Source organism: Parapedobacter defluvii, from assembly GCF_014642075.1.
In the GTDB taxonomy this organism is placed as follows: domain Bacteria; phylum Bacteroidota; class Bacteroidia; order Sphingobacteriales; family Sphingobacteriaceae; genus Parapedobacter; species Parapedobacter defluvii.
Genome location: NZ_BMIK01000009.1, coordinates 99,625 through 122,509, shown reverse-complemented (window position 1 = coordinate 122,509; position 22,885 = coordinate 99,625). Strand labels below are relative to the sequence as shown.

At 47.7% G+C, this 22,885-nt stretch carries 24 protein-coding genes and 1 riboswitch; of the genes, 14 read left to right on the top strand and 10 right to left on the bottom strand.

What is annotated here, in order from left to right:
* Nucleotides 1-2 precede the first annotated feature (2 nt).
* Genes purS through rho form a run of 3 tightly spaced genes read right to left on the bottom strand, consistent with a single transcriptional unit; the run spans nucleotide 3 to nucleotide 2,510 of the window.
* Nucleotides 3-257, bottom strand: coding sequence for a phosphoribosylformylglycinamidine synthase subunit PurS (purS, locus tag IEX60_RS14000; RefSeq protein ID WP_188751661.1), 255 nt, complete (start codon nucleotides 255-257; stop codon nucleotides 3-5).
* 15 nt (nucleotides 258-272) lie between these two features.
* Nucleotides 273-959, bottom strand: a complete 687-nt coding sequence (gene pssA / locus IEX60_RS13995; RefSeq protein ID WP_188751659.1) for a CDP-diacylglycerol--serine O-phosphatidyltransferase — start codon at nucleotides 957-959, stop codon at nucleotides 273-275.
* Between the two features lie 45 nt (nucleotides 960-1,004).
* Nucleotides 1,005-2,510, bottom strand: coding sequence for a transcription termination factor Rho (gene rho, locus IEX60_RS13990; protein ID WP_188751657.1), 1,506 nt, complete (start codon nucleotides 2,508-2,510; stop codon nucleotides 1,005-1,007).
* A gap of 540 nt (nucleotides 2,511-3,050) precedes the next feature.
* Between rho and IEX60_RS13985 the strand changes: the two genes are divergently transcribed.
* A complete protein-coding gene (locus IEX60_RS13985; RefSeq protein WP_188751656.1) occupies nucleotides 3,051-3,911 on the top strand; it encodes a BadF/BadG/BcrA/BcrD ATPase family protein in 861 nt (286 codons plus the stop codon).
* 30 nt (nucleotides 3,912-3,941) lie between these two features.
* On the opposite strand, the gene IEX60_RS13980 is transcribed toward IEX60_RS13985, so the two are convergent.
* The 3 genes from IEX60_RS13980 to IEX60_RS13970 form a co-directional block, all read right to left on the bottom strand.
* Nucleotides 3,942-4,628 carry a metal-dependent hydrolase gene (locus IEX60_RS13980; protein WP_188751655.1) on the bottom strand — a complete coding sequence of 229 codons (687 nt, stop codon included), beginning with the start codon at nucleotides 4,626-4,628 and terminating at the stop codon, nucleotides 3,942-3,944.
* Nucleotides 4,629-4,741: 113 nt separating this feature from the next.
* Entirely contained in the window at nucleotides 4,742-5,047 is a 306-nt protein-coding gene (locus tag IEX60_RS13975; protein ID WP_188751654.1) for a YbaB/EbfC family nucleoid-associated protein, read from the bottom strand.
* Between the two features lie 102 nt (nucleotides 5,048-5,149).
* Complete coding sequence (locus IEX60_RS13970; protein ID WP_188751653.1) at nucleotides 5,150-6,058, bottom strand: hypothetical protein; 909 nt, start codon at nucleotides 6,056-6,058, stop codon at nucleotides 5,150-5,152.
* Nucleotides 6,059-6,193: 135 nt separating this feature from the next.
* On the opposite strand from IEX60_RS13970, the gene IEX60_RS13965 reads away from it, so the two are divergent.
* The 5 genes from IEX60_RS13965 to IEX60_RS13945 all read left to right on the top strand — a co-directional run bounded on the left by IEX60_RS13965 (nucleotide 6,194) and on the right by IEX60_RS13945 (nucleotide 12,718).
* Complete coding sequence (locus IEX60_RS13965; RefSeq protein WP_188751652.1) at nucleotides 6,194-8,341, top strand: TonB-dependent receptor; 2,148 nt, start codon at nucleotides 6,194-6,196, stop codon at nucleotides 8,339-8,341.
* Between the two features lie 13 nt (nucleotides 8,342-8,354).
* The gene (locus tag IEX60_RS13960) at nucleotides 8,355-8,990 is read left to right on the top strand and encodes a hypothetical protein (RefSeq protein ID WP_188751651.1); all 636 of its coding nucleotides are present in this window, start codon (nucleotides 8,355-8,357) and stop codon (nucleotides 8,988-8,990) included.
* A 90-nt stretch (nucleotides 8,991-9,080) separates the two neighbouring features.
* Entirely contained in the window at nucleotides 9,081-10,049 is a 969-nt protein-coding gene (locus IEX60_RS13955; RefSeq protein ID WP_188751650.1) for a TolB-like translocation protein, read from the top strand.
* Between the two features lie 79 nt (nucleotides 10,050-10,128).
* Complete coding sequence (locus tag IEX60_RS13950) at nucleotides 10,129-12,081, top strand: tetratricopeptide repeat-containing sensor histidine kinase (RefSeq protein ID WP_188751649.1); 1,953 nt, start codon at nucleotides 10,129-10,131, stop codon at nucleotides 12,079-12,081.
* Nucleotides 12,062-12,718: a response regulator gene (locus IEX60_RS13945; protein WP_188751647.1), complete on the top strand. Its 657-nt coding sequence runs from the start codon at nucleotides 12,062-12,064 to the stop codon at nucleotides 12,716-12,718. The genes IEX60_RS13950 and IEX60_RS13945 overlap by 20 nt, the downstream gene beginning before the upstream one ends.
* A gap of 14 nt (nucleotides 12,719-12,732) precedes the next feature.
* Here the strand turns inward: IEX60_RS13945 and IEX60_RS13940 are convergent, their stop codons facing one another.
* Complete coding sequence (locus IEX60_RS13940; protein WP_188751646.1) at nucleotides 12,733-13,713, bottom strand: c-type cytochrome; 981 nt, start codon at nucleotides 13,711-13,713, stop codon at nucleotides 12,733-12,735.
* Between the two features lie 188 nt (nucleotides 13,714-13,901).
* Nucleotides 13,902-13,966: riboswitch (Fluoride riboswitch) on the top strand.
* Nucleotides 13,967-14,178: 212 nt separating this feature from the next.
* Between IEX60_RS13940 and IEX60_RS13935 the strand changes: the two genes are divergently transcribed.
* Genes IEX60_RS13935 through IEX60_RS13920 form a run of 4 tightly spaced genes read left to right on the top strand, consistent with a single transcriptional unit; the run spans nucleotide 14,179 to nucleotide 16,802 of the window.
* On the top strand, nucleotides 14,179-15,573 hold the full coding sequence (locus tag IEX60_RS13935) for a voltage-gated chloride channel family protein (RefSeq protein WP_188751644.1): 1,395 nt from the start codon (nucleotides 14,179-14,181) through the stop codon (nucleotides 15,571-15,573).
* Between the two features lie 24 nt (nucleotides 15,574-15,597).
* Nucleotides 15,598-15,966, top strand: coding sequence for a DUF190 domain-containing protein (locus tag IEX60_RS13930; RefSeq protein WP_188751642.1), 369 nt, complete (start codon nucleotides 15,598-15,600; stop codon nucleotides 15,964-15,966).
* Nucleotides 15,967-15,982: 16 nt separating this feature from the next.
* Nucleotides 15,983-16,354 carry a fluoride efflux transporter CrcB gene (gene crcB / locus IEX60_RS13925; protein ID WP_229717567.1) on the top strand — a complete coding sequence of 124 codons (372 nt, stop codon included), beginning with the start codon at nucleotides 15,983-15,985 and terminating at the stop codon, nucleotides 16,352-16,354.
* Nucleotides 16,355-16,361: 7 nt separating this feature from the next.
* Entirely contained in the window at nucleotides 16,362-16,802 is a 441-nt protein-coding gene (locus IEX60_RS13920) for a universal stress protein (protein WP_188751640.1), read from the top strand.
* Nucleotides 16,803-16,815: 13 nt separating this feature from the next.
* Here the strand turns inward: IEX60_RS13920 and glk are convergent, their stop codons facing one another.
* The 3 genes from glk to IEX60_RS13905 form a co-directional block, all read right to left on the bottom strand.
* Nucleotides 16,816-17,850, bottom strand: coding sequence for a glucokinase (gene glk / locus IEX60_RS13915; protein ID WP_188751638.1), 1,035 nt, complete (start codon nucleotides 17,848-17,850; stop codon nucleotides 16,816-16,818).
* A 92-nt stretch (nucleotides 17,851-17,942) separates the two neighbouring features.
* The gene (locus IEX60_RS13910) at nucleotides 17,943-19,010 is read right to left on the bottom strand and encodes a fatty acid desaturase family protein (protein WP_188751635.1); all 1,068 of its coding nucleotides are present in this window, start codon (nucleotides 19,008-19,010) and stop codon (nucleotides 17,943-17,945) included.
* 113 nt (nucleotides 19,011-19,123) lie between these two features.
* On the bottom strand, nucleotides 19,124-19,315 hold the full coding sequence (locus tag IEX60_RS13905) for a cold-shock protein (RefSeq protein ID WP_188751633.1): 192 nt from the start codon (nucleotides 19,313-19,315) through the stop codon (nucleotides 19,124-19,126).
* A gap of 481 nt (nucleotides 19,316-19,796) precedes the next feature.
* Here IEX60_RS13905 and IEX60_RS13900 point away from each other — a divergent pair, with 481 nt between their 5' ends.
* The 4 genes from IEX60_RS13900 (at nucleotide 19,797) to IEX60_RS13885 (ending at nucleotide 22,878) form a co-directional block, all read left to right on the top strand.
* Complete coding sequence (locus IEX60_RS13900) at nucleotides 19,797-20,825, top strand: IS110 family RNA-guided transposase (RefSeq protein ID WP_188751631.1); 1,029 nt, start codon at nucleotides 19,797-19,799, stop codon at nucleotides 20,823-20,825.
* A gap of 23 nt (nucleotides 20,826-20,848) precedes the next feature.
* Complete coding sequence (locus tag IEX60_RS13895) at nucleotides 20,849-21,181, top strand: hypothetical protein (RefSeq protein ID WP_188751629.1); 333 nt, start codon at nucleotides 20,849-20,851, stop codon at nucleotides 21,179-21,181.
* A 42-nt stretch (nucleotides 21,182-21,223) separates the two neighbouring features.
* Nucleotides 21,224-21,835, top strand: a complete 612-nt coding sequence (locus IEX60_RS13890; protein WP_188751627.1) for an alpha-ketoglutarate-dependent dioxygenase AlkB family protein — start codon at nucleotides 21,224-21,226, stop codon at nucleotides 21,833-21,835.
* Between the two features lie 74 nt (nucleotides 21,836-21,909).
* Entirely contained in the window at nucleotides 21,910-22,878 is a 969-nt protein-coding gene (locus IEX60_RS13885; protein WP_188751625.1) for a hypothetical protein, read from the top strand.
* The last annotated feature ends 7 nt before the right edge of the window (nucleotides 22,879-22,885 follow it).

Sequence of the window (22,885 nt, the reverse complement as noted above, 5' to 3'; positions counted from 1 at the left end):
CCTTATACGAGCTCCTTTATTTCAAAGTCGTAGCTTTCCATAATTAAGTTGGCCAGCAGCTTCCTGCACGCCTCCTCTACTTTCTGGCGTGCAGTCGCTTCGTCTGGAGCATCCACTTCCAACGTAATATGCTTACCAATGCGGACATTGCTGATTTCCGTGAGTCCCAGGTTCTTCATGCTCCCGGTTACCGCTTTCCCTTGTGGATCCAGAATTTCTTTTAAGGGCATCACATTGATTTCTGCCAAAAAGTTCATATGCTACTTAATTTTTCAACGCGCTTGCGCTGTTCGCCTAAAATGGATAAATGAAAACAAAAAATACAGCACCAGTATAACCGGAACCGCCGCAAATTTAAGCAAACCAATGCATACTGCACTCAAAATTATAAAAATGAATTTCCACCTGTTTTTTTGCCACGACATCGATTCCAGTTTCATTGAAAATAGCCGGATGTTGCTCACAAGCAGCGCACTGGTAACGACAATACTGCCCAGTATAAAAGCAGGGTGGTGAATGAGGCCGCTGTACGTTTCAGCCAGGAAAGGCAGAGAAACCACATAAAAGGCATTCATAGGGGTATTAAGCCCGATAAAGTCTGTAGTCTGACGGTCATCAATATTGAATTTAGCCAAGCGGATCGCAGAAAATATGGTTACCAAAAACCCGAGGTAAAACAGGTATTCACTTTGGGGGAATGCCGCAGTCAGCAGTGTATAATATATGGCTCCCGGTACCAAGCCGAAACTGACCACATCGGCCAATGAGTCCAGTTCTTTACCAATCGGGGATTTGACATGCAGTGCCCGGGCTACCAATCCATCCAGAAAATCAAAAATTCCAGATGCGATCACACAATAGGTAGCTAGCTGAAGCTGAGCTGTCAACGCAAATGTCACTCCAATACAACCACTGAACAGATTTAGGCAGGTGATGAAATTGGGTATATGCCTTTTCATAATCGATGGGGGTATACCGTTGGATGGATACCCCCATTCCAATGATTAACCATTCATACTAATGAGAAACTCCTCATTGGATTTGGTTCCACGCATTTGTGCCAGCAAGAATTCCATCGCCTCAGTCGAATTCATGTCTGCCAAATGATTACGCAGTACCCATATCCGTTGGAGGGTTTCACGGTCATTAAGCAAGTCATCTCTCCGGGTACTCGAAGCAATGAGGTCGATTGCCGGGAATATCCGCTTATTGGAAAGCTTACGATCCAACTGCAACTCCATGTTACCGGTACCCTTGAATTCCTCAAAAATAACTTCATCCATTTTGGAGCCCGTATCAATCAGGGCTGTAGCCAGAATCGTCAGGGAACCGCCATGCTCGATGTTACGTGCCGCTCCAAAGAAACGTTTGGGTTTGTGCAACGCATTGGCATCTACACCGCCGGAAAGGATTTTTCCGGAAGCAGGTGCCACTGTATTATATGCGCGGGCCAAACGTGTGATGGAATCCAACAGGATAACCACATCGTGTCCGCACTCGACCATGCGTTTTGCTTTTTCCAATACGATGTTAGCGATTTTAACATGCCGCTCGGCAGGCTCATCAAACGTAGACGAAACTACTTCTGCACGTACACTACGAGCCATATCCGTCACCTCTTCCGGGCGTTCGTCTATCAGGAGGATAATCAAATACACTTCTGGATGATTTTTCGCAATCGCATTGGCCACATCTTTAAGCAACATGGTCTTACCCGTTTTGGGCTGGGCTACAATCAGACCCCGTTGTCCTTTACCGATGGGTGTAAACAGGTCCATGATGCGCGTAGAATAGTTTCCGGTACCTGTAAACAACTTCAACCGTTCGGTCGGAAACAACGGAGTGAGGAAATCAAATGGCACACGATCCCTAACATCGGCGGGATTCTGTCCATTGATAGCCTCGACGCGTACCAATGGGAAATATTTTTCCCCTTCTTTGGGCGGACGGATACTTCCCCGCACCGTATCGCCTGTCTTCAGCCCGAAAAGCTTAATCTGTGATTGAGACACATAAATATCATCGGGCGAGGTGAGGTAATTATAGTCGGACGAACGGAGAAATCCATAACCATCCGGCATAATTTCCAATACCCCTTCATTTACAATGACATTATCAAAATCAAGACTAGCAGTCGGCCCTTCTATTTTACTTCCGTTAGTAGCGGGTTTCGGCGCTGCCTGTGCCTGTTCGACTCGTGATTCTGTAGAAGAAGACGTTGCCGTTTCCCTACCTTCATTTGTATATTCTTCTTTCGTACTTCTAACAGTGATCGGCTCGGCAGTTTTAACCGTACGTGTACGTTTCCTCGGCTTATCATCTGTCGACGGTGCTTCCGTAGCCTCAGCCACTTCTTCTTTGGCGGCGTTTCTGGCTTCTTCCTCACCCGTTTCAACAATCTTGCTAACCAATTCTTGTTTCCGGAGCTTGTCTGCATCCGGAATGCCGATCAGCCTAGCTATCTCACGCAACTCAGATACGAGCTTCGCATTCAATTCATTAATATTCATCAACTACTAAATATAACTAATAATAAGGATTTGCTTTTATACACAGAAATTTATCCACCGTGTTCCGCCGCACATTAAAATAACAGTGTTTCAGCATTTGGTCTTCAGAAATCTAAGATTTTCGATGAAGTATTAGGATAAACTTTGAGAATACTGCGCAAAGTAAAGGATTACATTTTGAATTTCAAAAAAATATTAAAAAAACACCACTACCTAACTAAAAACAAAAAACATACCGCTCATTTTTGTGATGTACGAGAGGAAACGCAACCAACAACAAACTGATTGTATATCAGAAAGATAAAATAGATTATCTGTTAAAAAAAACACAAAATCACGGAAAAAGTTTGAATTATTGATATAAAAACCACTATGTTAGGCAAAAATTCAGGACCCTCTTTGACAACAGGCACAGCGGGTCTTTTTTAAATAAGCTAGTAGATAATGTTATTTTTTTTCCGGGAAAACTGTATTTTCGGCGCATATTATCAAACGGAATATCATTGAACAAAAAAAATACCAAAAACTAACACCCAACAAATGATTATTATTGCAGACGGAGGATCGACCAAAACCAATTGGTGCTTGCTGGATGACGCTGGAAAAAAGGTGTATTTCAATACTGAGGGTTACAATCCCTATTTTGTAAACAGCGAATACATCGTAAATTCACTGAAAAAGGGTCTTCCCAAAGACCTGCCATATGAACGGGTCGCGGAGGTAAACTATTACGGTGCAGGTGTACATAACGAGGAAAAAGCAGCCATTGTTGTCGAAGCCCTCAAGCAAGTATTCGTAAACTCCCATGTATTTGTAGGACACGATCTACTCGCCGCTGCAAGGGCGTTACTTGGCGATCAAGCTGGGTTTGCAGCCATCCTGGGTACAGGAACCAACACCTGCATCTATGATGGCAAGGGCATCGTGCACAACATTGATTCAGCCGCCTATATCTTGGGAGATGAAGGCAGCGGCTGCTATATCGGAAAAAAACTACTGACCGATTACATACGTGGTTATATGCCGGAAGACGTGCGGGCCATATTCTGGGAAACCTATAAGCTTACCCCGGATGATGTGATGGATGCCGTTTATACCAAACCCTTGGCCAATCGTTTTTGCGCAAGTTTCAGCAAGTTTGTCTATGACGTGATGGTGAATATCAACTATTCCCGCGGACTGGTACAAACGTCTTTTGACGACTTTTTCCGCAACTTGGTTTCCCGCTATCCGGACTACCAACGCTATACCTTCAATTGCATTGGCTCCGTTGGCTATAATTTCAGAAACGTGCTGGAAGAAACGGCTATCCAATATAACATGAAAGTCGGCAGGATCCTCCGGTCGCCCATCGATGACCTGGTACAATACCACATCAATCACAAGTCAGTCACGCAGTAGCGCAGACACATACAAATGCAGGCGCCGGCCTCATAATAAGGTTAATTCCTCGCCGATTTCAAGCAGGTGAAGATCCAGTCCGGCGTCTGCAAATTTTTTCTTAGCCGTATCCCTATCAATGGTAATCGGCGGAAACGTATCGTAATGGATCCCTACCACGTGCCTGCAGTTGATAAACCGGCAAGCGGTAATCGCGTCATCCACATCCATGGTAAAATGCCCGCCGATGGGCAGAAATGCCCAATCGATCCCCGCATTTTCTAATAGCTTCATTTCTATCGTCAACGCCGTATCGCCTGCGTAATAAAGGGTTTTACCACCGCTCTTCAGCACATATCCAGCGGGAACTCCCGCATATTGCCCATCCGGAGCGGCATTCGTATGCAATGCATACACCATTTTGATCGTTCCGAAATCCGCTTGCACCGTGCCGCCGAAATTAAACGGAATAATTTCAGATTCGGGAATATCCTGCCGATTCACCCACATGGCTGTTTCTACAATTGCCATGACCGTTGCCCCGCTGTTTTTCTGAATGGCCACCATATCCGCCACATGGTCTTCATGGGCGTGGCTCAAAACAATGTAATTGGGTTTCAGACTGCTGATATCGATGTGGGCAGCCTTTGGGTTGGGGCTGATAAAAGGGTCGAATAAAACTGTCGCACCTTCCAGCTTCAATAACACACTCGAATGTCCGTAATAGATTGCTTTCATTCGTAAATAGTTTATTTTAATGGCCTCATGGAACCTACATTTCGTCACCTTTTGCGTAAGGTGCTGACATGGTAGGTTTCATCAGAAAATAAATTGTTTTTAATTCCAAATAATCACTGGCCGAACAAACCACCTAAGCCCCCCAACATATCCTTCGCCGCTCCCTGCATCTCAGCCTGACTGATCTGATCGGCTTGCTTTAATGCATGATTGACCGCTACGGCGAGGAGCTCTTCCAGTTCTTCCTTGTCTGCATTGGATAAGAATACCGGATCGATACTTATTTCAGTGACCTCTTTATTGGCCGTAGCAGTCACCTTGATGAGTCCTCCCTCCGCTTCGCCGGTTACCGTAATCTGATCCAGCCTTTTCTTTATCTCTTCCGCCTTTTGACGGGCCTCAAACAATTTATCAAACATGTCTTTTAATCAATTTGACCTCTAAAGTAAAAATATGAACTGAAAATGAGATCATTTGTTTTAATTTTTTACGCCCTCTCAGATTACCACGCACCGTGGCTGTCACGTTTGTTCTGCCCTCCCCCGCACCCGTAGATAAACCACGCTGTTGTGAGGAAGTCCCAATGTCGTAGCAGGCTCGATATCCAGCAGATTTTGAAGGTACACGCTGATAATACCCGATAATACCCGTCTGCGCGATTCCTCAAACTCGGGCATGACGAAAAACTTACCCAGCCGCAACGTCCCGTCAGGCCCTACCAATACCGAAAATGTATAATAAAAATCTTTATAAGCATTATTGATAACAATATCGTATTCAGGGTATAGGTATTCATAAGCCGATGACTGGCTAACCAGTTCCAGGCTATCGTATTGCCGCTGTTTAACTTCCAATATAGGACTCTTGCTAATCAATTTCGGATAATTCTTCGAAGAAAACGAGCTATCTACATCGGTAAGGTTACGGTTTGCCCGTGCTACCATCTCCTGCACAAACACGGTATCGCGCCTACGCGGTTTCCTTAGCTCCGGCAGCGGTGTACCCAGTTGTTGCAGGTAATCTTTTGAATAGAACCGCATGTATACATTGGAGCGGATTTTATTGACTTTCAACCCGTCCAGACTTAGCCGCTGAAGCATGATGCTATCCGGATGCAGGTCGATCACCTTCCAGCTTTCCCTCGCAAAATGAAAAAAAGAATCGTGATCGTGGGTAATCTGGAAGTTAAACGAAGAATCGCTGCCGGGTACGTAAATCTGCACCGCATCCTCGCGTGTAAATTTCACATGCCATTCTGCTTCCTGTACAAAGCCGATCGAGTCGTAGGCTAAGCCATTGTCAAACGAACGCCTTGTTTCGTAAAAATCAATGCCAACGATGGGCGCAAAAGACGGGCGCCGGGGGTCCTCTTCTTTTTCATCGGTACCTGAACAACCTACGATATAGCCGCAGAAAGCAAAAAAAAGCATCTGACAGCATCCTGCTAATAAACGTTTCCGCATGGGCTGCTAACCTAACACAATTGCATGTAATATGCAATAAATTTTACTGTTACATAATCCCTCCATCAAAAGCCCTTATCTTTGTACCAGTTTATTCGGGGCATGAAACGCCTTTCACTTCTCATATCGGTTATTGTATGTTTGGGCTGCTCATTAAGGGTTTTTGCACAAAACAGGATCAGTGGCCAGGTATCTGATCGGCAGGGCACTCCCCTCATAGGTGTAAATGTCTTTATCAAGGGAACCATCGAAGGGACCTCAACCGATGAGTATGGACAGTTTACCTTCCAAACGAACATCACGGGAGATACGGTAATTGTTTTCCGGCACATTACCATGGAAGAAAGGCAACTTCCACTGCGGATACACACAGGAATGCCGGCACTTTCCGTAACAATGAAAGAGAAGAGAAAGGAGCTGGACGAAGTGGTGATTACAGCGGGCGATTTTGGAGTCGGCGACCGGAAACAAGCTACGGTGATGAATACCATGGATGTCGAAACCACGGCAGGAACGGACGGAGACATCACCGGTGCATTGCGGACACTGCCAGGCACGCAGCAGGTGGGTGAAAGCGGACAACTTTTTGTGAGGGGTGGCAGTGGTGATGAAGCCAAAATCATGATCGATGGGCTGGATATACCCAACCCGTTCCTTGCTAGGGTTCCCGACGTGGCACAGCGCAATCGCTTTTCGCCGCACCTGTTCAAAGGCATCGTTTTCAACACCGGGGGCTATTCCGCACAGTATGGCGGTGCACTGTCTTCAGTACTTGCGTTGGAAACCAACGACCACCCGTCCAAACCTTCTACCGTCATTGCGTTGATTCCATATGGCGGCCAGATCGGGCACGACTTCCTTGATGAAGAGCGTCGCATATCGGGCGGTATTGACGTAGGTTATTCCAACTTCGGCCCCTACTATTCCCTTATTCCACAAAACGTCGATTGGTTGAAAGCACCGGAGAGCGGAATGATCACCGCAAATTTCCGGAAGAACACCGGTAAAACGGGGATGCTGAAATGGTACGGATACGGCAATATGCTCCATCAATCCATCAATTACCCCGATGTAGAATTGCAGGGGAAGCCCTTCCCTTACACGGCGAGGAACAGCAATGCCATCTCGTTGCTCACTTATACCGGAAAGCTGAACGAACGCTGGCGCATGTATGCCGGGTACGGCTTCAACTTCAATCGGGACCGCATCGAAAACAACGGTGCAGATTCGCAGACGGCAACATTCCAGCATCAGGCACGGCTGTGGTTTGTCGGAAAAATCACCGATTGGGCAACACTCCATGTAGGCGCTGAAGGATACGATTTCCGGGCAGACATAGACTCCCTGCAACATGCGGAACAATTCCGCTGGCAGGACAACGAATGGGGTGCCTGGGCTGAAACGGACCTGCGGGTCACCCCGGGGTTGATGATCCGCCCGGGCGTACGTGTGGAACACAGCAAAGCGCTCAACACGTACGTGCTGCTACCACGCATATCTCTTGCCCACCGGACAGGAAGATACAGCCAGGTAAGCCTTACGGCAGGCGACTATGCGCAAAAACCAACGTATATTTTCCTGCAAAGCGGTTCCGCATTGACCTATGCGCGAGCTACACACTACGTTGCCAACTTCCAGTATTCCCACCAAAACCGTATTTTTAGAATCGAATCTTATTATAAAAATTACCGGAACTTATTGACAACGTCTCCACAGATCGCCAACAACGGGCATGGCTATGCCGGCGGCGTCGATATTTTCTGGCGGGACTCCAAAACGGTCAACGGCTTCGATTACTGGATTTCCTATACCTGGCTGCAAACGGAACGGCGTTTTATGGATTATCCCATCCGTACCACACCCACCTTTGCCGCCCCTCACACGGCTCACGTGGTTGCAAAATATTTTTTCCACCCCATCGGGCTGTTTATCGGCGGCTCCTATTCGGTAGCCGCCGGGCGTCCTTATTACAATCCGAATGACCCCACCTTTTTGGCAGATAGAACACCCGCCTACCACAATCTAAATGTAAATGCCGCATTACTACGCCGATGGGGCAAAACATTCAATACGTTTGTATTTGCTGTCAATAACCTTGCAGGAAGCCAACAAGTTTTCAGTTACAGGTATTCAGCAGACGGAAGCTATCGCCTACCCGTAACACTGCCTTACAAGCGCAGCTTCATGGTCGGATGGTTTATCAGCATCGGTCAGGACCGATCGCAGGAAATTCTGGAACAATTACCGTAAATTAAGAAACAAAATGCCAAAGCAAACAATTTCAACCCTTATTTTAATGGCTTGCCTCACCCTGGCATATGCCCAAACCGATAGTCTCCTGTCTAAGCGTGTACCTATACTTGATACCGCCCGTTCCGCAACCACGCTACAGCAGCTTGCCAACGAATTCGAACGGATCGCGCTGGCAGACGAAGGCAGTTGGTTGGCCCATTACTATACCGCCTATGCCTACGTAGAGCTTGCTTACCAAACCAAAGGCGATCAGATTGATACCTACTGCGATCAGGCGGAGATTTACCTGAAGAATGCCGAAAAATTACAGCCGGCACACACCGAAATTTACGCACTGTACGCCTATCTATATGGTGCAAGGGTCAATGTCAACCCCATGTTGCGGGGAGCCAAAATGGGTACACAAAGCGAACAGTACATCAATTTGGCCATCAAGGCAAACCCCGACAACCCACGCCCGTACCTCATCCGGGGAATGGGTAAGTATTACACCCCCAAGATTTTCGGCGGAGGTAAAGAAAAAGCGATACCGTTCCTGGAAGAAGCATTGGAAAAGTTCAGCACCTTCAAACCCCAGCCGCCGTATGCGCCGAACTGGGGCAAACCACTGACAGAACGGCTATTGCAGGATAGCCGTAAAGAGTAATCCGGCATAAAACATCAGGGAAAACCCTTAGAAATAATCCAAGGTTTCGGCCGATTGACCGGAGGGGATGAATCTCCTTATTTTGCTGTAATGAAACGGCTACTTCTTTTTTTATGCATTGCCCTTGCCATTTCGGGAGCAGCATGCAACAAGGACGATAATAAGCATCCAGCCAATGGTGATTACCATTACGGACCGGGAAATATCTTTATCAAACAAGGAACAAGCGGTATCCGGAAGTTAAACATGCAGACCGGCGAGATTTCACTGGTAATGCCAGACTGGCCGGATGCGGGATGGGATATCAGTTGGGACGGGACAAAGGGCGTTAAGGAGCTAAGTCCATCCAGTTATGACACACGTTACATCATTTTTGACATTAGCAATGGCGCCACGCTCAAAGAAATTTTCTATGAGCCCAACGATAACAATGGAGGACTGCCTTATCTTTCGCCGGATGGTTCCAAACTTGCGCTCACACCCACTTTTGATGACGGCCTAGTCATCCTAGATATGAACGGCCACGTTCTGAAAAACATTGCCGGCTACGGCGATACCCATACGTTCAAATTCCTCGATCCAATCACTTGGGAAGCAGGAGGCACCATCCTATTCAAGAAAGACGGGGGATTATGGCGGACCACTGCCGATTTCAGCCGGGCAACCAAAGTACGGGACATCCCCTTCTCCGATTGGCGTGGCTACGCCGCCGCCAGCCCCGATGGAAAGAAAATTGCACTATCGCTGGGTGGGCATATTTGGCTGATGAATGCCGACGGCAGCGATTTCCACCAAGTTACCGAAAGTATCTTTTCGGAAGTCGCTCCCTGCTTCTCGCCAGACAGTAAATACATTGCCATGAAAGGCAACCCGCGTGCACCCCTACCCGGCGATATTGGCGGGAATGCCGATCACCTGTGTGTTATCCCGGCAGATGGACAGGTCTATAAAACCTATCCCGGTGAAGACGACCGGGTCATTCACCCGATGGCAAAGGGAGACCGTGATCCCAGGGGGCTGGGCGTCACCATCGTCGGAGATTTTGTGTGGCGGGAATGAAAGATGAGGTCAAGCCCATTTGTGCTTTTAATTATTAATTTCGAAATTAACGCACACAATAAAAAAAGATTGAAGTTGCTTGAAAACAATACTCGCTATATCCGTACTAATTGCCGGGTGGACGTTTGATTGGCCTGCAAATGCCCAATCAAAAACGGGCAACCCCTATACGGACAGCTTGCTGACCCGGGTGGCAGCGGCAGCGGCAGACAGTGCGAAAGCCCGTCTGCTTTTCCAGTTATCGGACTACTGGTCAGAGCGGGACAGCGCACAATCCGTTCAATTTGCCGACCGCTCGTTCCAATATACCCCAAAAAATTCCTTTCTACGTGGGCTTGCCCATTTTTACCGGGCCGGTGCCTATTTCAGTTACGACGTGATAAAAAGTCAACAGGATTACTTATCGGCAGATAGCCTGTTAATGCATTTTTCATCAAAAGAAGCCCTGCAATACCGGTCCAGAACGTGGCACAACTATGGGGCATTGGAACAACGTAAGGACAACAGTGAAGCCTTTGTCGATCTGATACTTTCCAAGGCTATCCCCTATGCCCAAGCCGCGGGCGACCAGAAACGGGTGGCATGGAACTACATGGATCTGGGCGCAGTCTTCATGAACTATAAAAATTATACCCGGGCGGGCGAATATTATGACAAAGCCATCGACATCTTAAACGCTGCCGGAGAACCGTCTTCCCTGCTTGCAGAATGTTACGTACAAAGGGCAAAATCAGACATCCTGCAGGATAGCCTGCACATCGCCCAAGTAGCATTGTCACAAGCTTTCCAGATACTTTCTGTTGACCGGGATTCTTCTTACCTCCCCGTCTACTACCTCGTTGAGGGCATGTATCATTCCAAGCGCAAACAATGGAAGCAGGCCATCGCCGCCCTTGATACAGGGGAGGCCATTGCCCACCAACTGCGGCGTACGTACGACGAAGCTAGTATTGCCTATGAAAAATCCCAGGTCTATAAGCAGCAGGGGTTGCTAGGCGAGGCCAAGCACTTCCTCGAAAAAGCCTATAACCTGCAGCAGGGTTATGAGATCTCCAATAATTTCAGACTGCTATTGTTTGAACTGGCAAAGACAGAAGCCGCATTAGGGCAGCATGATACCGCGTTCAACCGGCTGATGGAGTACGTACAGGTGTCAGACAGTTTCTTTATGAAGCGCACCGCCGTTGCCATTGCCGATCAGGAGTCCAAATACCGCGTAGCGGAAAAGGAGAAGGAACTGCTCCGCCTGCAAAACCGTAACCAAGTGCAACGGCTTATTCTGTATTTCGGGATCTGCTTATTTGTCTTAGTAGGTGCGTTTGCCTTCTACGCCTACCGGCAACGGAAAAAGCGGGAGGCGCAACGCCTCAACGCCATCCAGCAACACCTGGAAATACAGGTTGCCAAAGCACAGCTGCAGGGAGAAGAGAAAGAGCGCCAGCGCATTGCGCGGGACTTGCATGATGGTTTGGGTGGCCTATTAGCCGGGATCAAACTGAACCTTTCGGTTGCCAACCACGATAAGCAGCAAGGGGAACATGTCGAGCTGGAAAAGATCATTGCACAGGTGGACGATTCCGTACATGAATTGCGGCGCATCGCACGGAACATGGTTCCCGAAATACTGATCAGGTCAGGTCTTGCCAATGCGATTAAGGACCTGTGCGAAGTCATGACTACGGACAAGATGGCGATCACCTGTGAAATATTAAACCTAAGTGAAGCCATACCGCAACAGCAGAAGATCGAGATTTACCGGATCGTCCAGGAATTGCTGACTAATGCAGCCAAACATTCCGGTGCCACCGAAGTTTTTTTACAGTGCAGCAAAGTGCAGGACCATGTATACATAACCATCGAAGACAATGGCAGGGGGATGTCCCAACATGTCGATCCTAAGAAAACAAATGGGATGGGATTGGGCAATATCCGGTCAAGGGTAGCATACATGCAAGGAAAAATCGATGTGCATTCGGTTCCGAAAAAAGGGGTTATCGTTAATATTGAAATCAATGTCGCCGAAAAAAAATGAAATAACCGTTGTGTTGGTTGAAGACCATGGAATCTTTGTCGAGGGGCTTACCAGCGTTTTAGCAAAAATAGAAAACGTGGTGGTATTGGCCTCCTTTGACAACGGGCAGGATGCGCTGGACTTTTTGCAGCAGCACCCTTCTGATATCGTATTCCTGGATATCAGCCTGCCGGGTAGCCTAAGCGGTATCGAAATTTGCCAAGCGATCCACCGCATGCACAAAAAAAACAAGGTTGTCGCACTCAGCAACCATACCGAGAAGCACATCATCCACGAGATGCTCAGCCACGGCGCCAACGGCTACCTGTTAAAAAATGTTTCTTTCCAGGATTTGCGGAACGCCATCGAACAGGTGTTGAAAGGGCAGTGTGTCATGAGCGAAGAAGTCCGCGAGCTTATTTTTTCCTCCTCAGGTATTGCTCAGAAAATGCCTCGCCTCACCTCGCGCGAGAAGGAAATATTGCATTGGATCAGCGAAGGGCTCACCACCCAGCAAATCTCCGCAAAGCTTTTTATCAGCATGCAAACCGTGGAAAGCCACCGCTACAATCTCCTGCAAAAGTTTGAGGTACCCAATTCGGTTACGCTCGTAAAAAAAGCCATCGGCATGGGGTTGCTGCAGGCAGGCGATGGCTAAGCCCGATTGCCCCCTCATGGATGGCCAACGGCCTCCCGGACAACGACGCGGTTATCCTTTGGTTCCATGCTGCGAAGGAAAACATAAATGGCTTCGAGATCATTCTCCGTCATACCGGCATACATGGCCCAGGGCATGGGGGATATCAGGTCATCCTTCCCCAATTTCGGCAACGTATGGCTGGAGGGATCAAAGTTTTTAAATTTCTGCACAAACAGCTCCTGGGTCCAGCCACCTATTCCCGCCGTTTCATGCCGGGTAATGTTTGGAGCCCTGATGATTCCGCCCGGCTGCCTAAATTCCATTCCACCGCCAAATTCCGTACCTTCCACAACACTTCCCTTGTCTACTTTACTATGGCAGTCTACGCAACCCGCCGCATTCACCAAATAACTTCCATACTGTACCCTATCGGTACTGTCGGGAAGATCGTCGTGTACCGGTTCGGTCGGACCTAATTTATTCAATAGGCTGACGGGGAAATCCAACCGGGAAACCGGTGGATCCTGTTCAATCGGCTTGAGCGACCGGATGTAGGCCATGATGCTGTATACATCCTCTTTGGCCATCTGTCCGAAACGCCGGTAAGCCATCAACGGAAACAAGGCCCGGCCATCCTTCCCCACCCCCGCACATATTGCGCGGTATAATTCACCGTCTGTCCAGTCCGCCAGCTTGTGCGGGGTAAGGTTGCTGGAGTAAATCTCTCCGGGAAAGCCTGCCTCACGGCTAAATACTTCCCCACCACTTCCTTCCGTCCCGGGCACAATAGGTCCGCTGAACACGGTCCAATCGCGTTTACTGTGGCAATCCATGCACACCGTAACATGATTGGCGAGGTACCTGCCACGCTCAATGGAAGAAACGGTAAGCGGCACCTGAATCGAAGGTGCCTCGCCTACCCGCGGATAAAACCAATTCACATACATGCCGGCCATGGTGACAAACACGGCTACACCGCCCATGATCATGCCTAAAACTTTGATAATCTTCATATACTATACTAATCTCCTCCAAAAATCGAACAGGATGACACCATCCGCCATCCGGACACACAGACAGTTTACTTTGGTCGATGAAACGCAGTATTTAACAGATAAGCGTAATTTAACAGTTAAGTGTAGCCCGTGCCGTACATAGGCCCGTCTTTCATTTTTTTTGGATAACCAAAAATTAATTTACCTTTGGAACAGGAAATGATGCCTTCCTATTAAACCGCCCTAAAAAGCTGATGGCGTCTACAGATTGGTTAACGGCCCAATGCGGGGCCCTTATTTAAGTTTGTAGATGTACATAATCAGAAATCTTAACATCCTTTTCAGTCCTGTCTCCTGCTCTCGGTTTCCGTTTTGCCGTTTTTTCCTAGCTGTTCCGCCATTTGGAGACACCGTGACTTCTAATCGGTTTGGGACAGCATCGCATGCCCGTAAAAAATCAAACCCACTTAAACAGAAAAATAAATGAATAAATTCTTCCGGATAGAACACGTATCGATATTCAAGCAGCTTTTCAAATGGTCGTTAATTGTTATACCGATTGCCGTCGTGATTGGCAGTGTGGTTGCCTTTTTTTTATGGTCGCTGAACCTGGCAATTCATTTTCGGTTTGACCATCCGTGGCTGTTGCTTTTTTTGCCTTTAGCCGGTGTCCTCATCCATCTACTCTACAAGTCTATTGGAAAATCCTCGGAAAAAGGCAACAACCTGATCATGGATGAGATCCATCAACCTGGGGGTGGAGTGCCCAAACGTATGGCACCAATTGTGTTGTTTGCCACGGTTATTACCCACCTTTTCGGAGGGTCGGCAGGACGCGAGGGCACCGCCGTACAGATTGGTGGAAGTGTTGCCCAGCTATTCGGCAAATGGTTTGGCCTAAGCGGGCGTGACATGGCCATTGTACTGACTTCGGGTGTCGCCGCTGGCTTCGGAGCGGTATTCGGTACGCCGCTTACCGGCGCTGTTTTTGCATTGGAAGTGTTAGCCATCGGGCGGATACGGTACGATGCCCTGTTACCCTGTCTAATCGCAGGTATTGTTGGCGATCTATCGGTGTCGGCCTGGCAGGTACATCATACCCACTATCACATCGATTACGTCCAAACTACGTCCGGATACTGGCTTTCGGAGTACTTCGGCATCGATCTGCTGTTGTTACTGAAAGTAATCATCGCTTCAATCGCTTTCGGGCTTGCCAGTTACCTTTTTGCCGAGATGGCCCACCGGATCAAAGCCTTTTTTCTAAAGGCTATTTCCATCAAGTGGTTGATTCCCGTCATCGGGGGAATCATCATCATCCTGCTCAGCCAGCTAAACGGCAAACCCGACTACCTGAGCCTAGGGGTAGATGCGGAATACCCGGGCGCTGTAACGATACCGTCTGCTTTCCAACAGGATGGGGCCGATGGCTGGAGCTGGCTATGGAAAACCATCTACACAACCCTTACCCTGGGTACCGGATTTAAAGGAGGTGAAGTAACCCCCCTCTTTTACATCGGCGCCACGCTCGGTAACACCCTATCTAGTCTGATGAGTGCCCCCGTTAGTTTATTTGCTGCCCTCGGTTTCATTGCTGTATTTTCCGGGGCTACAAATACGCCGTTGGCCTGTACCCTGATGGGCATTGAACTGTTCGGAGGAGAATACACACTTTTTTATGCCGTCGCCTGTTTCACCGCCTATTTCTTCAGCGGCCATTCGGGAATTTACACGGCACAGCGAATTGAAGTACCCAAGATATTCGATGCTTATTTTTCAGCGGACGGTTCGCTGGCTGACGCAAACAGAAGACGGGAGCATTACCTAAACCGGAGGTTGGCCCGATACAGGATTGCGCGCAAAAAGAAAAACAAGTAACCTAACACAAGTGGACACAAGAACATGCAAAGTAAACTGAAAACCCGTGCATTGGGAAAAATAAAAATATACCTAGAACCAACCCATAAGCTAAGGCATGGCGAGCGTTCTCTCTTTAGGAAGCTTTTCCCAAAATCGGCTTATCTACATATCATTTCCGATGCAAAAAAGGAGGGTATCCTGAAAGCTTCCGTGTATCAGACCCATTCGGGTTACAGCAATCAGGGGCCTGTCCAATTGTTCAGTGCAGAAGGGGATCATTCGAAACTGACACTCTGTGTTGAATTAATTGATACAAGAGAAAAGCTGGAAGCTTTTTTCTTAAAACATACCGAATTATTGCGATCAAAAGTCGTAATTTACAAAGAGGTTGAATTTTGGGAAGCCCAATAAGCAGGTTTAAAGCGCGATGATAAAAGTACTGTTGTATATCTGGATTGGAGGTGGCTTGGGCAGTATTTGCCGTTACCTCGTCCAGTTTTATATAAGTCGTTATCTAACGGTAACCTTTCCCGCGGGGACATTTCTCGTTAATATTTCCGGATGTTTTCTGATCGGGATATTATACGGCATCGCAGAAAGGCAGGGTTGGATGAATATCGAGTGGCGTCTTTTTCTCATCACGGGCTTTTGCGGTGGATACACGACATTCTCTAGTTTCTCATACGAAGGCATTAGCCTGCTCCGGCAGGGCAACTACCTTTATTTTGCCCTTTATATTCTTTTTAGTGTAATACTTGGTCTATTAGCCACTTTTTGGGGTTCCACGCTCACCAAATGAATATACCATGAACTATAAACGAATCCTCATCGCCGTTGACGATAGTTCCTATTCGATGAAAGCCGCACGGGTGGGTTTTGAAATGGCCCGTAAGCTGAACGCCGAAGTAGGCATTCTCTACGCAGTCAACAAAATGCAAGAACAGGCCAACCCTGACTTAGGCACGACCGAACGTCAGCAACATAGCCTATTACTGGCCGAAGCCGAACATGCCATCAACCAATACATCGATCTGTACGACGGGATAGATAAGGTATATCGCTTCACACCCGAGGGTTTACCGGAAGAGGAAATCATCAACCTCTCAAAGGAATGGGAGGCCGATATGATTGTCATGGGTACGCATGGCCGCAGCGGGCTTAATCGGATCTTAACTGGGTCAATCGCAGAATACGTCATTAAGCATGCGGAAATACCCGTGCTGGTCACGACACCGCGGATGAAATAGGGGCATCATTTCATTATTGTCCGAAAGCACCAAAGTAAGCCGCTCCAATCAGCGCAGCCTTGCTATTTAATATCACGTTAATAGCCGTTTCCTCCAGCAGTTCTGCCATGCTGGAGTTTTGGATAAACTGCTCGCGGAACAACTCCTTACGCAGCAACGGATAAATCCGGGGCGGTATGCCCCCACCCAGTAGAAGCCCAGCCGTAGCCTTGTGTTTCAGTACCTGGCTTGCGGCTTCACGTGCCATGTAGCCTACGAATAATTCCATGGTCTTGATACAGGTAGCGTCCAGTTCACGCATCGCCGCATGGCTGATCACGGCAGCGGGATCGCTGCTATTCTTGAAATTTTCAGTCAGCCACGCAGGTTCTTTATGGCCTCTTACATCGCGCAGGAAACGGTAAATCCGAGAGATACCCGGACCGGATACTACATGCTCCCAACTCACGATATCGGTAATCTCCTTCAGGTATCCCTGTAGCTCAATGTCAAGCGCTGTTCGGGGAGCAAAATCACTGTGTCCGCCCTCGGTCGCAAACGGGCGGTAAGCCTCGCCATCCCAAAACAAGCCTGCTTCGCCCAACCCGGTACCGGGAGCAAGGATCGCCATGTTGCCCAGTATGATCCTCCCAGGATCGAATACCGTCGCGATATCTTCCGGCCCCAAGCCAGCCAACCCATAGGCGGTGGCTTCCAGGTCATTGAGCAGGACAACACGGTCGAAACCTAACGTACGTTCCAGCCGATGGCCCTCCAGCTCCCATGAGAGGTTTGTCAGCTTCACCTGGTTATCCAAAACAGGTCCCGCAACACCGATGGATAGGGTGTATGGAACGTCCGGATTGTTTTCAAGGAATTTTGCTACCACCTCTTCGAACGTCGCATATGCTTTGGATGAAAAGGTAGCTTCGCGCACGAGTGAAAGCACATCACCCTGCACTTCAAACAAACCTAAACTGGTCTTGGTACCGCCAATGTCGGCGGCCAGGATCGCTTTGCCCCGGAAATCTCGCTTTCCCCTTTGGGGTAAATACAGTGAATAAGCCATGGTGCCATTTTATGGCGGCAAAATACGGAAAAAAGTTAAATACTGCCTCCCGGCAATGGATGCCTGGCCGATGGTTTACCCGCCGTTTACCCTCAGCCTCTACCCAGCCGATAAATATGGCGGAGATGGGATGCAAAGGCTTGCCCCATTGTACGGTGTTCCAGATACGTCACACCGAACTCTGCGCACGTAGCCTTGACCAGTTTGTTGATGGCGGGATAATGCACATGGCTGATGCGTGGAAACAGGTGGTGTTCTACCTGAAAGTTGAGTCCGCCCAGCAACCATGATACCGTGTGGCTTCCGGTAGCAAAATTGGCCGTGGTACTCAGTTGGTGCACCATCCATTCCTGTTCAATCTTGCCGCTTTCTTCATCTGCCACCGGAAACTGGGTCGCTTCCACCACGTGAGCAAGCTGGAAAACCACTGCCAAACAAAACCCACAGGAAACCCCAACGATCAACCAACCGATAAGTGCCGGGAACCAACCGACGGCCACAATGGGGATAACCAGGTATACCGCCGCATAACACACTTTGGTGCCCCAAAAAATCAGATGCTCGCGCAGCGGCATCGTTTTGCGTTCGGCCTGCGATCCCATTTTGCCCGAAAAATATTTCTCAAAGTCCTGAAACAGTACCCAGGCAATATACGAGATACCGTACAGCACGAACCAGTAGGCAAACTGGAACCGATGGAACCAGTAACGGGGTTGGTCGGTGTGCATACGCATAAACTTGACTTCAATGTCGTGATCAAGACCATCGACATTCGTATATGTATGGTGGCTAATGTTATGCTTCTGCTTCCAAAAATAGATGGTGCCACCCAGCATATTCAGTGAATACGCCGAAATGTTATTGATCCATGCCTTTTTAGAAAAACTTTGATGTCCTCCCTCATGCATGATGTTGAAGCCGATAGTCGCCAGTGCAACGCCAAGAACGATGCACAACAGGCAGGACAGCCATACAGGCATGGATAGGGAAAGCAAAGCAACATATAGGCCAATCGCGGTGCATACCAGCAGGATACTTTTGATGTAAAGTTTGCGGTTGCCCGTATTGGAGAGCTGCCGCGTCTTGAAATAGTCGTTCACCCGCGCGCGGAGTGTAGTGGCAAATGGTTTATTGGTACTGTTGAAACTCGTCTTAGACATGTAAAATGTAAACTTAATTTAAAACGTAACGGGATGGATCCTGGAAATTCTAAAAAAAAACCACCCGGAGATAATCGCCCGGGTGGTTTTTGTACAATATCTGAAAAATGGATCTAAATCAATTTTACATTTACTGCGTTAAGACCTTTTTGGCCTTGTGCAACTTCAAATGAAACGTCGTCGTTTTCACGAACACGGTCTTTCAACCCTGAAGAATGAACAAACACGTCACGTCCACCGTCATTAGGGGTGATGAAACCGAATCCTTTGGTCTCATTGAAAAATTTTACTACGCCTTCTTGCATGGCATTTTGAATAAAAAATAAATAAAATAAATTAATTGCCAGTAAAGATATAAATAAATTATTGGAAATCAGCTTTTTTATTTACATTGTTTCAAAAGGATGAAACCAAACATTAGAGGAAAGGAATTGTTTTATGAACTCGACATGATGTATTCAATCACACAGGGGGAATGAATAAACCGAGCTCGCGAGTTCTTGAACACAAAAGCCAAACTTATTCAAGTGAAAAATCTGATCGCTTCATCACCATTCAAAAAATAAATTTATATACAGATCGTTAGTTTGTACTCTGATGACAAAAGACAAGTAATGGGAATAAATCGTGGGATGTACCTTTGGCTAAAAAGCTCCATCTGCTGCCCTAACTTTATAAACAGATTAGGCAGAACCTAAGTTTCATATTAAGGACAGCAGATTCATTGAGTCAAAGCCAGAGAGTATTTAGGGTAGAACCCATTATCACGATGTTAGCCACTCAATCATGGAGCATAAACAAAAGTTTATGCAAGTATATGGAATAGATTTATCAAAGGAGAAGTTCGATGTAAACTTCCTTGATGCAAATGGAAAAGAAAAGAACAAGACAGTGAAAAACGGATTGGCATCCATATCGGGATTTCTGTCCACGGTTGAACCGGGATCGGTTCTCTGTGCGGAGAATACGGGGACGTATGGGGATCTGCTGGTCTTTTTGAGTAACCAGTTTGGGGTCCCCATAGCATTGGTTCCGGGCTATACGGTCAAGCACAGCCTGGGATTGGTAAAGGGGAAGTCGGACCCCATCGACGCTTCACGGCTTCGGGAATACGGGGGGCGGTTCTTTGATAAGCTGTCATTCAAGGAATACCAAAGCGAAAACATGAGCGAGCTCAGGCAGTTATACACGCTTCGTTCACAATTGGTCAAATCACGCAAGGAACTGGTGACAGGTGCTCACGCAAGGGAGCAGCTACCCATGCAGAGTGTTGCGGTCAACCTAATCCTAAAAGCCTCTTTAAGCTCCCTTGACAAACAGATCGGGGAAGTGGAGAAGGAGATATCCCTTATCATCATGGGCGATGCGGAGATGGCTGAGAATTACACGCTTTCGGTTTCCGTATTCGGCGTAGGCCCGGTCATAGCAACCAATGTGATTATCAAGACAGGGAACTTCAAGGCAATCGATACGGCCAGGAGGGCGGCTTCTTATGCGGGTGTATGCCCCTTCCCCAACACATCGGGAAACATGTCCGCAAAATCCAAAACAAGCCCTTTTGCAGATAAAGAACTCAAATCGTTGCTGTATATGGGTGCGAAAGCAGCCGTGAAACACAACAAAGAATACCGGCTGTATTACCAGAAAAAGCAACAGGAGGGGAAACCCCATTACCTAATCATGAATAACGTTATGAACAAATTACTGAGAACTATTTACAGTGTGGTGAAGAACAAAACACCATACTCGCGAGACTATGTATGTCTCGACCCAAGAGAGAAAAATGTAAACGGCTCCGAAAAAAAAGTGGCCTGAAAACTTGTAAATTAATAGAGTATATGAAAAAATCTATCTCACAGCACAGGGAAAAGAATAATTTTGACGACGGGGTGATCAGGCCTTTGCATGTGCCGGCAAAGCACGATCCGAAGGCTGCCCTGCAGGAACGCGCTGTATTCGCGCTGGCAGATCTCGGCAAAGGCACGGCAAAACAAATAGCAACGAAGCTTTCTGCCCTGGGCGACAGCGATGCAGACGAAACACAGGTAAGGGAAATACTCGAAGTACTTTTTAACAAGGGGCTCGTGAACGGTTCAGATAACGAGAGTAACCGGGAGTACGACCTGGCGAAGGAAACTCGGCCACACCGCGGGCATGTTGATCCTGATTAATCGGAAAACATTGTATTTTCGCCGGAAATCTAAACCCGCATCATGGATTTATTTAATCAGACGATAGATAAACACAAAAATTGGCTTCCGTATCAGGGCACCGTAAATTATTACGGCAGATTGTTCACCAAAAAGCAAGCGGATTTTTTTCTGGACAGGTTGCTGGAAACGATCGAATGGCAAAACGATGAAGCCATCATCTTCGGAAAGAAAATTATCACCAAACGGAAAGTAGCGTGGTATGGAGAAAAACCGTACGCCTATACCTATTCCAATACCACAAAGTATGCGTTGCCCTGGACCCAAGAACTCTTAACGTTAAAACGGCTTATCGAAACAGCAACCGGAGAGACCTTCAATTCCTGCTTGCTCAACCTGTACCACAACGGAGCGGAAGGAATGGCCTGGCATAGCGATGCCGAAGCCGACTTGAAAAAGGACGGCGCAATCGGTTCTTTAAGCTTTGGGGCGGAGCGGAAGTTCGCTTTCAAACACAAACAGACCCACGAAAAGACCACGCTCACATTGGAGCACGGGAGCCTTTTGGTCATGAAAGACACAACGCAAACCTTTTGGCTGCACAAGCTGCCCCCCAATAAAAAGATCACCGCACCGAGGGTAAACCTGACCTTCAGAACCATCGTAGAAAAATAATTTCCCATTTTCAATGCCGAACTAGCAGGTATGCTTTACATTTGTAAATCAATTTCATTAAAATTTCCGGAGCAATGTGCGTCGTCATTCGTATTCCCTGGCTACTATCGATCGGTGTATTAGTGTTGGTCACAGGAGGGTGTGTCACCATCAAAGACGCCAACATACGCCAACAGATCATCGGTAGCAATTGCAATCAGCAAAATATATATAACTACACAGAAAAGGATCTGCCGCAGCCACTCCATACACTTACGCTCGAAAAGGACTTAACCGACCTGTTGAGTTACCGGAACCTGAATATGGCCAACGCCATCGGCATTTTGCCGGATCTCACCCGTTACATCCACTTAAAAAAGGCCTTAGAATCTTCGGATCTCGCAAAGCGGCTTTCCATCCTGGAGTTAAAGCAACGCATCGATCACAAGATCAATATGGCTTCGTTGGAAGTTTCGGCTGTTGCCTCGGAAATGGATTGTGAAGAGGAGCGCATCAGCCAGGTTGCCAACTACCTCAAAGGGAGCGAAAGCGAGACAGAATCCAAGCTTACCGTGGCCGCCATTGTCATTGGTGCCACAGGTGCCATTACTACCGGTGGGGTTATCAAAAACGAAACAGCGAGCAACACGGTCGGAATTGCCACCGGTATCACGGAGGCCTCCCTAGGTCTGCTGATGCTTTTCAACAACCGGAAAATTGACTTTTACCATCAACGGAACGCATTGCGGGAAGTTTGGCAGGGCAACCCCGCTTCTTCCGGCTTCCCTCCCTTTGTGTGGTATTACCTCAACTATACCGATCCGACCAAGGACATTCCGTCGGTAAGACAGGAAATCATCGATAAATGGAAGAACTTTGGTCAGATATCCGAAAGCGAAGACGACGAAGGACGTGCCATCACGCCGGTATATTTTGGCGATGGGGGTAAATATACGACGGAACAGTTGGTGAACCGTGCAGATATGTACGATCAGCTCGAATCACAGATCACATTGATGAAACAAGACCTTAAGGCACTTTCCCTGGCACTAGAGCATCTTTGAAACGGTA